This is a genomic window from Clostridium sp. AUH-JLR23, from assembly GCF_964238065.1.
Lineage (GTDB): Bacteria > Bacillota_I > Bacilli_A > Erysipelotrichales > Coprobacillaceae > Allocoprobacillus > Allocoprobacillus merdigallinarum.
In genome coordinates this window covers 99253-110983 of sequence record NZ_CAXSKY010000006.1, presented here as the reverse complement: position 1 = coordinate 110983, position 11731 = coordinate 99253, and the positions used below count along the sequence as shown (strand labels likewise).

14 protein-coding genes and 1 other annotated feature are annotated in these 11731 nt (G+C 32.2%); of the genes, 8 read left to right on the top strand and 6 right to left on the bottom strand.

The features are described from left to right. Positions 1–212 precede the first annotated feature (212 nt). From ACESR5_RS04710 to ACESR5_RS04700, 3 genes are read right to left on the bottom strand one after another with little or no spacing between them, the layout of a single operon-like run. Complete coding sequence (locus ACESR5_RS04710; RefSeq protein WP_087243166.1) at positions 213–524, bottom strand: AzlD domain-containing protein; 312 nt, start codon at positions 522–524, stop codon at positions 213–215. Further along, positions 524–1219, bottom strand: coding sequence for an AzlC family ABC transporter permease (locus ACESR5_RS04705; RefSeq protein ID WP_087243165.1), 696 nt, complete (start codon positions 1217–1219; stop codon positions 524–526). The genes ACESR5_RS04710 and ACESR5_RS04705 overlap by 1 nt, the downstream gene beginning before the upstream one ends. A 40-nt stretch (positions 1220–1259) precedes the next feature. Next, positions 1260–1781 (bottom strand): hypothetical protein, encoded by a 522-nt coding sequence (locus ACESR5_RS04700; RefSeq protein ID WP_087243164.1) that lies wholly within the window; start codon positions 1779–1781, stop codon positions 1260–1262. 370 nt (positions 1782–2151) lie between these two features. Between ACESR5_RS04700 and glmS the strand changes: the two genes are divergently transcribed. From glmS to ACESR5_RS04670, 6 genes are all read left to right on the top strand, one after another. Continuing rightward, positions 2152–3954: a glutamine--fructose-6-phosphate transaminase (isomerizing) gene (glmS, locus tag ACESR5_RS04695; protein WP_087935855.1), complete on the top strand. Its 1803-nt coding sequence runs from the start codon at positions 2152–2154 to the stop codon at positions 3952–3954. 142 nt (positions 3955–4096) lie between these two features. Next, on the top strand, positions 4097–5350 hold the full coding sequence (locus tag ACESR5_RS04690) for a hypothetical protein (RefSeq protein WP_087297159.1): 1254 nt from the start codon (positions 4097–4099) through the stop codon (positions 5348–5350). A 69-nt stretch (positions 5351–5419) separates the two neighbouring features. Further along, positions 5420–6208 carry a ZIP family metal transporter gene (locus ACESR5_RS04685; protein WP_087243161.1) on the top strand — a complete coding sequence of 263 codons (789 nt, stop codon included), beginning with the start codon at positions 5420–5422 and terminating at the stop codon, positions 6206–6208. Positions 6209–6335: 127 nt separating this feature from the next. Further along, positions 6336–6558 (top strand) — a binding site (T-box leader). A 48-nt stretch (positions 6559–6606) separates the two neighbouring features. Beyond that, entirely contained in the window at positions 6607–7584 is a 978-nt protein-coding gene (locus ACESR5_RS04680; RefSeq protein ID WP_224762543.1) for an ABC transporter substrate-binding protein, read from the top strand. Positions 7585–7586: 2 nt separating this feature from the next. Continuing rightward, positions 7587–8513, top strand: a complete 927-nt coding sequence (locus ACESR5_RS04675; protein ID WP_373154480.1) for an ABC transporter permease — start codon at positions 7587–7589, stop codon at positions 8511–8513. Beyond that, positions 8506–9300, top strand: a complete 795-nt coding sequence (locus ACESR5_RS04670; RefSeq protein WP_087243159.1) for an ABC transporter ATP-binding protein — start codon at positions 8506–8508, stop codon at positions 9298–9300. The genes ACESR5_RS04675 and ACESR5_RS04670 overlap by 8 nt, the downstream gene beginning before the upstream one ends. Here the strand turns inward: ACESR5_RS04670 and ACESR5_RS04665 are convergent. Beyond that, positions 9297–9941, bottom strand: coding sequence for a DUF421 domain-containing protein (locus ACESR5_RS04665; RefSeq protein WP_087243158.1), 645 nt, complete (start codon positions 9939–9941; stop codon positions 9297–9299). The genes ACESR5_RS04670 and ACESR5_RS04665 overlap by 4 nt on opposite strands. 41 nt (positions 9942–9982) lie before the next feature. Between ACESR5_RS04665 and ACESR5_RS04660 the strand changes: the two genes are divergently transcribed. Continuing rightward, entirely contained in the window at positions 9983–10336 is a 354-nt protein-coding gene (locus ACESR5_RS04660; RefSeq protein ID WP_087243157.1) for a DUF3792 domain-containing protein, read from the top strand. 66 nt (positions 10337–10402) lie between these two features. Here ACESR5_RS04660 and ACESR5_RS04655 read toward each other — a convergent pair whose 3' ends face one another. Beyond that, the gene (locus tag ACESR5_RS04655) at positions 10403–10699 is read right to left on the bottom strand and encodes a hypothetical protein (protein WP_087297163.1); all 297 of its coding nucleotides are present in this window, start codon (positions 10697–10699) and stop codon (positions 10403–10405) included. A 156-nt stretch (positions 10700–10855) separates the two neighbouring features. Between ACESR5_RS04655 and ACESR5_RS04650 the strand changes: the two genes are divergently transcribed. Next, entirely contained in the window at positions 10856–11176 is a 321-nt protein-coding gene (locus ACESR5_RS04650; protein ID WP_373154478.1) for a PTS sugar transporter subunit IIB, read from the top strand. A 47-nt stretch (positions 11177–11223) separates the two neighbouring features. On the opposite strand, the gene greA is transcribed toward ACESR5_RS04650, so the two are convergent. Then, positions 11224–11709, bottom strand: a complete 486-nt coding sequence (gene greA / locus ACESR5_RS04645) for a transcription elongation factor GreA (RefSeq protein ID WP_087243154.1) — start codon at positions 11707–11709, stop codon at positions 11224–11226. Positions 11710–11731 lie beyond the last annotated feature (22 nt).

Here is an 11731-nt window from a genome sequence, read left to right as displayed (position 1 = left end):
AGCTACCATAATCAAATCATTTAACATTTTCAAACTTTTTCATCAAATGACTTGAATTTTATATAGTTAGCTCCTTTTTAGCTAAACATAATCGTTTTCGAACACATCACCTCCTTTTACATATCAAAAAAGACAGGTCATCATCCTGTCTTAAAACATCTTCCTTATTTTCCATCACCATAAAATATCATGAATCAATTAAAAAATTCCATCTAAAATGGAATCAGTATGTGCGCAATGAAACTGCATATAACGGTCACACAGGCAACAAAAACCAGGCCTTTTTGACGATAAGCGAAGTAAATACCCGCCAGTCCTCCAACCAAAGCACTGCCCATATGTCCAGTTGCATATAGAATGCTTGGAAATGTCAATGCCGATAAAACAGCATAAGGCACATAATATAGAAGCGAACGTATAAAACGTGAGTGGATTTCTTTTTTAAAAAACGTCAGTGGCAACATTCTTGGCAAATAGGTCATAACGGCCATCACAAAAACAGTCAGTAATAAATAGCTTGACATTAGACATTCTCCTCAATAGGGTAACGTAAAGCCCCATAGAAAGCTCCCAGTATTGTAGCCACAATCAATTGAAATCCACTAGATAATCCTTGAAACAAAGGCACTTCATACATGATTGTTGAAAGAATTGCTGCTATGACTACAACTTCTAATATAGCACGTGATTTGGCAGATGCTGGAACAATAATCGCTAAAAACATGCCATATAAAGCCAGCCCCATTGCATTTTGTAAAACAGGTGGCAAAATATTTGTCAGCGTTTCACCAACAAGTGTACCACTCGTCCATCCAATAATAGGTACCAAAATAAATCCTGCCATAAAAGAAAAAGATAATGTTCCATGTTCTAAAGATGCCAAACTAAATGTTTCATCAGTAATTCCAAAAGAAATCACCATTCTTTCCAGCGTTGACATCTTTTGATCAATCTTTTGACTTAAAGATAAAGACATTAAAAAATATCTTGCATTAATCATCAATAGTGTTAATGCAGTTTCCATATACGAAGCTTGAGCCAGCATCAAAGATACTCCTGCAAATTGCCCCGATGATGTTAAATTAGTCAATGAAATCAATGTTGCTAAACCAAATGGTAAACCACTTGAAGCAACAAAAACCCCAAAAGAAAAAGAAACTGGAAAATACCCCAAAGCAATCGGCAGAGATCTTCTACAGCCTCTTAAAAATTCCTCCATCAAATCCCCTCCATATATTCCTATGATACATGAATCAAAATTACTTATCAAACAAATTTTTTTCAATAAATTCGATAATGTCTTCTCTTGATGTTAATACCTGATAAAAAGATTTTCTTAAATCTAATCTTTGGATATCAACTGAACGAATATCACTCAATTGAATACGACAATGTGTTATATGTGTATCTGTTTTTATTTTAATATCCTTTTCAAATATAGGATTAGCAGGGGTTGAATCTTTTTTGATAGATGTACATGGAACAACAAGCATTTTATATCCCATATCTTTTAAAACATAGCACCAATGTCCATCCATAAGTTCTTTAGGGAAGCCTCGTCCAATATTGAAATATGCCAATTCATGAATATGTGGTCTTTTATGTACATGATAGAACGTCTGATTACAGTCGCCATCCTTAACCAAATGACAGTAAAAATACTCTAACTGACTGGTCTGATGTAATAATGCATAGCTATATTTTTCTACATCATAAACACCGGATTCTTCTAGTTTTTTTAATGATTTATTCATTTCCAGTAAATTATTACGTATACTCATAATAACCCTCCTATTATATATATACGCATATTTTTCTCATTTTTCTTTTTTTTAAACAAACTTTTTTTATTTCACATCAAATTTTTATATTTCATATATTATAATGGAAACATTTTTAAAATATGAAAACTATTCGATGATGTTTCATGTATAATAATATCTATTATTGATGAAGTTACAAAAGAAAAGCGCCAGGACTTTATACATATAAAGTTGACGAGGACCAGATTTATCGAAAGATTCGGCGGATGATCTGGAGGTATGATGCTACCTGAACAATGAGCAAAACTAATGAGTGATCATTAAACAAATATCATTAGGCATCACTTCATTCAATAATAAAAAATGAAATTGATGGAGGAAATTTTTTATGTGTGGAATTACTGCTTATTGTGGAAAAGGTGAAGCTTTGCCTTTTTTAATGCAAGGTTTATCTAAATTGGAGTATCGTGGTTATGACAGTGCAGGTGTCACAACACTTGAAAACAATCAGCTTATCACTGTCAAATGTAAAGGACGATTAGAAAATTTAGAAAACAAACTAAAAAATCAGCATCTAAGTGGACATGTGGGGATTGGACATACAAGATGGGCAACTCATGGTGTTCCTTCTAATCTTAATTCTCATCCTCATACCAATCAGGATGAAACAATTGCTTTAGTGCATAATGGGATTATTGAAAATTATCGTGAATTAAAAGATGAATTATTAAAAAAAGGATATCAGTTTCAATCTGATACAGATAGTGAAGTTGTTGTTCAACTTCTTGATAGTCTTTATGATGGCAATCTATTAGAAGCAACACAAAAAGTATTGGCTCAAATCAAAGGAAGCTATGCTTTGTGTATTCTTTCAACATTAGAACCAGAACACATCATTGTTGCAAAAAAGGACAGCCCTTTAATTATTGGGAAAACAAAAGATGGTTATGTTGGTGCTAGTGATATTCCAGCCTTATTAGAATATACAAAAGAAGTTTATTTTTTAGAAGATTATGAAATGGCTGTTTTATCAACTGATCATATTTCATTTTATGATCAACACGGACATCCGATTGAAAAACAAACAACAACTATTCCTTATGATTTAGAAGCAGCTAAAAAAGATGGTTATGATACTTTTATGTTGAAAGAAATTCATGAACAGCCTCATGTCATTGCTGAAACATTAAGAGGTCGTATCAATCACAATCACATTATTTTAGATGAATTAAAAGATATTGATTTTTCTCAGTTCAATAAAATCTATCTGGTTGCTTGTGGAACAGCTTATCATGCATCTATGTGTGGTGCTCATATTCTTAAAAAAGTATTAGACATTCCTGTTTTAAGCGAAGTTGCCAGTGAATTTCGTTATGATGATCCTTTTGTAGATGAAAAGACTTTAGCAATCTTTGTTTCTCAATCTGGAGAAACAGCTGATACCCTAGCCGCTTTACGTCTGGCAAAAGAAAAAAAGGCAACAACAATTGCTATTGCAAATGTATTAGGAAGTACAATTTCTCGTGATAGTGACTATGTTTTATATACATGTGCAGGTCCTGAGATTGCGGTAGCATCAACGAAGGCTTATACAACACAATTGGTTTTATTGATTCTGTTAGCTTATTATATTGCTCAACAACTTGGCAAGGACATCAACAAAGAAGTTATTCAACAATTAATGTCTATTCCTCAACATGTAGATACTATTTTAAAGGATGAAAATCTTTTTGCCCAGTATGCAAAAATGCTGGAAAATCAACATGATGCCTACTTTATTGGTAGAAATTTAGATTATGCCAGTGTCTTAGAAGGTGCTTTAAAATTAAAAGAAGTGTCATATGTCCATGCTGATGCTTATGTAGCCGGTGAATTAAAACATGGTCCTATTGCTTTAATAGAAAACGATTCTGTTGTTATTGCAGTAGCTACTCAACCACATATTGCACAAAAAACAATCAGCAATATTCAAGAAACAATGGCCAGAGGAGCACGTGTTATATTACTGACAACTCAAAATATGGAAGTGAAAAATGTTCAAAACGTATATGAACTTCCTGATATTGACCCTACTCTTCAGACAATATTGGTTGCTGTTCCTTTACAGCTTATTGCCTACTACACAGCATGCATTAAAGGTTGTGATGTTGATAAACCACGTAATCTTGCAAAATCTGTAACTGTCGAATAAAAAAACATCAGATTCAAATGAACCTTGTTATTTGGACATCCTCATAACAGAGGTTCATTTTTATGATTGATTTTGAAAAATAAATCTTTATTCTTCACAAGAAGTTATGAAATTGATATAATAATAATCGAGGTGATGAATCGTGGAAAAACGTGAACCAAAAGATTTAACAAATTATGATAAACGTTTTGAAGAAGATCCAAGCTCATTTAATGATTTTCAAGCTATGGATTATGTAAAAGAATTGAAAAATCAAGGTCGTACTGATGATGCAATTGAAGTAGGTAAGACTTTCTTGCAAGTTGGAGAAGGATTAAGTGGTTTTATTAATCATTATGGTTATGCACTTTATAATAAATACATTAATATTGATGACGATAAAATCAAAGAAAAAGAAGATTTATTTTTCTCTATTGTTGATGAAATCACAAACTTATGTAAACAAGAAAAATATTCTCCTTTAGAAGCGACAATCAATAAAGCTATGAAGTATGTCATGAATCAAAAACCTGTTCGTTATCAAAAATTATCTGAACTTTTAGATAAACTTGATGTTCAGACACTTAGCATTGAACCTTTTGTTAATAGTGCAGGTAAAGAATATGAATCAAAGAAAGAAAAATGGTATCGTTTAAAAGTTAGATGTTCTTATGAAATGGAAGATTATAAATCTTGTGTAGAATATGCAAACATGGCTTTTACACAACCTATTAAATGGCATTATAACAATTTAAATTGGGTTAAATACTATCGTGCATCTTCACTTGTACATTTAAAAAGATATGAAGAAGCTGAAAATGAATTCTTATCATTAGGAAACAAGATTCCAAACGTTGATTCATTCCAAGTGCTTTATGATTTATATATGAATACTGGTAAAGTGAAAGAAGCTTATACAAATCTTGTTTATAAATTCTTTAAAGCTGGATATAATCTTGATGAATTGGGATTATATGAAATGATTTTAGATATGGTGAAAACTGGTCAAAATCAGGAAGTAATTGATTTAGCAAATGCTTTTGTTTATCAGCTTAAAGCTGAAAATCAAAAAGATGTTTCTCAAAATTCAATTTCTGAACAATATCAAGATACGGATAGCAGCTCTTTATATGATCGCTTATATAATCAGTTAATGGAACATCTTGATGAATATATTGATCGTTTTGAAGGAAAAGTTGTTTATTACAATAAAGATAAAGAATTTGGTAGTATCGATCAAGATAATGATAGTGATGATCATTTATTCTTTAGACAATCTGATTATATTTATGATGAAATGGTTGAAAAATATGATGTTGTTGAATATAGCTTAATGAAAACATTTGATTTCAAAAAACAACAACCATCTTCAAAAGCCATTTTAATTAAAACTTTATATGAAGATATTCAATACTAAGCTATGCCCTGCATAGCTTTTTTTGTCACACAAAACTGTCTTTTTCATACTCTATAATGAGGTGAAAATGTGTTATCAATATTACAAGAAATGCCTGTTCTTATTTTTATCGGAGCTATTATTTTTAATTGGTTTTCTACCTTTTTAGGTGCTTCTTTGGTTTATTTCACAAATAAAGAAAATAAACATCTGGTCTCTATTGCTTTAGGAAGCAGTGCGGGTATTATGATTGCTGCTTCATTTTTTTCCTTAATTTTACCTGCAATGAACCTTTTAGAAAATATGAATAAATGGTATCTTATGATTATTCCATTTGGTTTTTTATGTGGTGTTGCATTTTTAGCTTTATGTGATCATTTCTTGCCACATAAACATATGATATCAGGTGAAATAGAAGGTGTTCAATCACGTTTTTCTAAGAATCAATTATTAATGCTTGCTATGACATTGCACAATATTCCTGAAGGCTTGGCTGTTGGCGTCGCTTTTGCCAGTGCGCATCAACAGTTTATTCCAGCATTGGTTCTTTCCATTGGAATAGGTATTCAGAATTTTCCTGAAGGGACTGCCATTGCACTCCCTATGCACCAATATGGAAAAAGTAAATTCATATCTATGATGTACGGACAATTTTCAGGGATTATTGAAATTCCTTCAGCCATCCTTGGATATATCTTTGCTTCTTTGATTCAAAATATTCTTCCATTTGCCTTAAGTTTTGCAGCTGGTGCTATGCTGTTTGTCTGTGTGGAAGATATGATCCCAGAAGCCTGTTGCCAACATCAGATTGATATAGGTGCTCTGTCTTGCATGATTGGCTTTGCAGTGATGATGATTTTAGATATGATGTTATCTTAATCACTCTATTTTTTACTATTTTAACAAATTTTATAAAAATAATTCGTTAAATACTTATTTTTATTTTATTTTTAAAAAAATGATTGACAAACAATTTTCATTTATTTATGATAAGTGATATATAAAACAAAAAGCAATGATGTGACGAAGTAAAAATTTCTGTGACATAAGAGATATGATGGCTGGTGCGAATCATACGAAAAGAAATTTTGAATACACCACGGAGCTATTACTTTGATAAGGGGTAATCGGGGACATAACGTTATTTATGTAAAGTTATTCAACTTATAAAGGTTATAATTGTGAGATTATAATAAATTGAGGTGGTACCGCGTTCACTCGCCCTCTTGGGACGGGTTTTTTTGTTTTATAATCTTAAAAATGAGGAGGAATAAAATATGATCAAAAAACTATCTGTATTATTATTGACAATGGGGTTGCTTTTAACAGGATGTGCCAGTGAAACAACTGGAACAAAAGAATTATCTGAAGTCAAGATTGGGGCTATACAGTTTGCACAACATCCTGCACTAGATAAAGCATATGAAGGATTTAAAGATACTTTAATCGAAGCTGGTGTCAAAGAAGAAAACATTGATTTTCAAAATGCCAGTGGTGATCCTTCCAACTGTCAGACAATTGCTGAAAAATTTGTCAATGATGGTGATGACTTGATTTATGCTATCGCAACTGATGCCTTACAGGCTGCTGCTAATAAAACAACTGATATTCCTATTGTAGGAGCTGCTGTTACTGATTTTGAAACAGCAGGTGTTGTCAAATCCAATGAAAAACCAGAAACAAATGTCACTGGAGCTAGTGATTTAAATCCAATCAAGGAACAATTAGAACTCTTAAAGACATTGATTCCTGATGCTAAGAAAATCGCAATTTTCTATTGTAGCGATGAAGCAAACTCCGTATATCAAGGAGAAATTGCTTTACAGGCTGCAAAAGATTTAGGACTAGAAGCCAGTGAAGTGACAGTATCTAATGATTCGAGTGCTATTCAACAGGTTGCACAATCTATGATTGGTCATTATGATGCTGTTTATATTCCAACTGACAATCTTCTTGCTTCTAATATGGCAACTGTTGCACAAGTAACAAATGAAAACAATCTGCCAGTGATCGTTGGTGAAGAAAGTATGTGTGAAAATGGTGGTCTTGCAACTTTGAGTTTAGATTACTATACTGTTGGTCAAAATGCTGGAAAACAGGCTTTAGCTATTCTTAATGGTGAAGCTCAAGTAGAAGAAACACCTATTACTTTTGTTGAAGGAAAAGACTGTCAATATTTTATTAATCAAAAAGTAGCTACTCAATTAGGTATTGATATTCCTACTGAACTGAATGCAACTATGATTGGAGAATAATTATGGCGATATTATTATCTTTACAGGGAGCCATTGGTCAAGGTATTTTATGGGGAATTATGGCTCTAGGTATTTATTTAACTTTTCGCATTTTAGATATTGCTGATTTATCAGTTGATGGCAGTTTTGCGACCGGAGGAGCCGTTTGTGCTGTTGCACTGGTCGCTGGTGTACATCCCTTAGTTGCCATCATTTTAGCAACACTGGCTGGTTTTTTAGCAGGATTTATAACAGGATTTTTGCATACCAAATGTCAAATGCCTGCCATTTTAGCTGGGATATTAACACAGCTTGCACTCTATTCTATTAATTTAAGAATCATGGGAAAAAGTAATATTCCATTATTACAGTCTTCGACGCTTTTTAAAGATTTAGCTAATGTCATTCCATTAACATCACAATGGACTACAATCTGTATCGGTCTTGTCTTTAGTTTCATTGTGGTGGCTGGTATTTACTGGTTTTTAGGAACCGAATTTGGTTCATGTTTAAGAGCAACTGGAAATAATGAAAATATGGTGAGAGCCAATGGTGTCAATACTGATACGATGAAACTTTTTGGTTTAATGTTAAGTAATGGACTTGTCGCTATGAGTGGTGCTTTGGTCACTCAACAACAAAGTGTAGCTGATGTCAAAATGGGAACAGGTGCCATTGTCATTGGTTTGGCTTCCATTGTCATTGGTGAAGTGATTTTTGGTAAAAAAGCTGGTTTTAAATTACGTTTAACATCTATTGTTGTGGGTTCTATTATCTATCGTATGATTGTAGCAATTGTTTTACAGATGGGATTAAATACAGATGATTTAAAGCTTTTAACGGCTTTGATTGTTGCCATTGCACTGACTGTTCCTGTCATTATTGATAAAAAGAAACGTTTAACAATGTATAAAAAATTAACAGGAAAGGAATTTGAAAATCATGCTTAAATTAGAAAAAGTTTCTAAATCTTTCCATGTTGGAACTCCAAATGAAAAATGTGTCATTAACAAACTAGATTTAGAACTCAAACAGGGAGATTTTGTGACTGTGATAGGTGGCAATGGTGCTGGGAAAAGTACCCTTTTAAACCTTATTGCTGGGGTTTATCCTATTGATTGTGGAATCATGACTTTAGATGGTCAAGATATATCTTTATCGCCTGAATATCAGCGTGCCAAATTCATTGGGCGTGTTTTTCAAGATCCTATGATGGGTACGGCTTCTGATATGCAAATTATTGAAAATCTGGCGATGGCTGCACGTCGTGGTCAAAAACGTAGTTTACACTGGGGTGTAACAAAAAAAGAAAAAGAAGAATACTATGAAATTGTTAAAGCATTAGGGTTAGGCTTAGAAGACCGTTTAACAACGAAAGTTGGCTTATTATCAGGTGGACAGCGTCAAGCCTTAACACTTTTAATGGCTACGCTCAATAAACCTAAGCTGTTATTACTGGATGAGCATACTGCGGCATTAGATCCTGCTACCAGTACAAAAGTTTTAACTCTGACAAAGCAGATCGTGACTGAGCAACATTTAACTGCCATGATGGTTACACATAATATGAAAGATGCCATAGATATTGGAAATCGTCTTATTATGATGTATGATGGTCGTATTATTTATGATGTTCAGGGTGAAGAGAAAAAACAATTAACTGTGAATGATTTGCTTAAGAAATTTGAAGAAGCCATTGGTGAAGAATTTGTCAATGATAGAATGTTATTAGGCTAGTTATCTAGCCTTTTTTTAATGACAAATAAACGTTCTTTTTCCACAACACAATAAAAAACCTCATGATAATCATGAATTCCAGCTTCTTTCAACTTTTTAATCAACCAATTTTCATCACGATTCATTAACTGCAAGATTTCATAATTAATTTGACCATCACTAATAATGGCTGCTGGTGCTTTCACTTCACTGTTTTTCGTTTCAATCACAGATAACTGACCATCTGTTTCTAACACTGCAAAGTCAACTTCTGATAAAGAGCCAATCCCCTGCTCTCTTAAATGATGACAAAGATCATCAACACTATATTTTAATGAAGCCATTTTCTTTTGATTCAGTTTTCCTTGAAAGACAATAAAGGTTGGATGTCCTTCTACCATTTTTTTAAAAAATGGACTCTTTAATGAAATCAGCGTAAATAGCTTATCCATAAAAACAATGACTAAAACTGCAAGTGCTGCCTGTAAAAAGTTAACATTTTCATTTCCAATTGAAATTGTCATCAATTCACTAATAATTAAAAATACAATTAAATCTGAAACACTGAGTTTACTCATTTCTTTTTTACCTAAAAAACGAATCATCAAGACAAGTAAAATATACGTTCCAAAACTTTCTATAAAGATTTCTATATATTTCATAAAAGAAAACTCCTTTGCATACAGTATATTAGGAGGAAACCATGAAACAAACACTACGTACTTATATTTATACATGTTTAATTTTTCTTATTCCTTTTATACTTATCTCTCTTATTCTTTCCCTTTTATCTTATTTCATGCAAATCAATCATTTATTTATTCAAATCATTCTGCAAGTATTCGCTTATATGACACTTATTATTGCAGCGTTATATTTGACATCACATTTACCTGATCATCGCATGAAACACTGTTTATTCTTTTCTCTCTTGTATTTTTTAATAAGCTTATGCCTTCATCTTGATGATATTCAATATGTTCATTTGATTTTCAAGTCATGCATATTTTTATTGATTGGCTTTTTTAAAGAAATCAAAACACGTACGATTGCATAAAAAAAGGAACTTATCTGAAATGAATCCAAATTCAATCATAAAGATTCACTTCAGGACAGTTCCTTTTTAAAATAATAATAAGCATGAAAAGAATACTGCTACTACTATTAATATGACATAAGGTATACGTACTAAACAAGCCAACGCTGTATTTTTCTTTAAATCATTAACCATAGAATCTTCTAATACTCCTACAAACAATGTTGCTGCAGCAATATTAAAGAAATTTAATGGTCCCAAATAAAGTTCCAGTGTACTCATAGGAAGAATAAAAGCATAGATGCCGTTGACAACAACAACAATGATTAAAAAGACAACCCACAATGTTAACACTGTTCGATTAAATTGACGACTTTCTTGCATATGATCACCACCTACTTCTTTGCCATAATTATTATATACTATTTTCATAAAAATAACAAACATACAAACGTTTCACTATAAAATTATTGGATTTTTTATTAAATTCCCCTATAATATAAGAAAGAAATATGAAAAATTGAAAGTGAGGGGTTGTCAATGATACATATTGTCTTATGCTGTGCAGCTGCCATGTCAACAAGCTTATTGGTAGAAAAAATGAAAAGAGAAGCGGATTACCAAGGAATTCGTGTTGATATAAGAGCTGTTGGAGTTCATGATGTTCATCAGGCTACAGATGCCAATATCATTTTATTAGCTCCACAAGTGAAATATATTAAAAAACAATTACAAAAAGCTTTACCAGATATACCAATTATGGATATTTCTATGCGTGATTATGGAACAATGAATGGTAAAAACGTATTCCAAAATGCTATGGCAATGATTGAACAAAATAAATCGGATGAGATGGGATAACCATCTTTTTTTATTGAAATAAAAAAAAGATGATGTCAGTACATCATCTAAGCCATATATTCAATCTTTAAAATTTTGACTTCATATGGTTCAGCCACCCCGACTGAAACAATTTCATTGACACCATGATCAAGAATAGCTTTTGCTAGAGGTGATTCATTTGAAATTTTACCATTTAATGGATCTGTTTCAAATGTCCCAACAATTGTAAAAGTTTCTTCTTGAGCATCTGCTTCAGATAAATCTAAAATTGTAACAGTAGCACCAGGTTTCGCAACTGTGCTATCTAATTGTGATTCATCAATAATTTGCACATGTAGTAACATTTGATCAATTTCTTTGATTCTCGCTTCAATATGTGCCTGTTTATCTCTAGCCGCATCATAATCAGCATTTTCTGACAAGTCACCTTGAGAACGTGCTAATTGCAACTCTTCAATAACTTTTGGTCTTTCAACATTAATTAATTGTTCTTTTTCCTGTTTTAATTTTTCAACCCCACTTTGGGTTAATAAAACTGCATCATGATCCATATCTATTCACCTCGCAGACTAT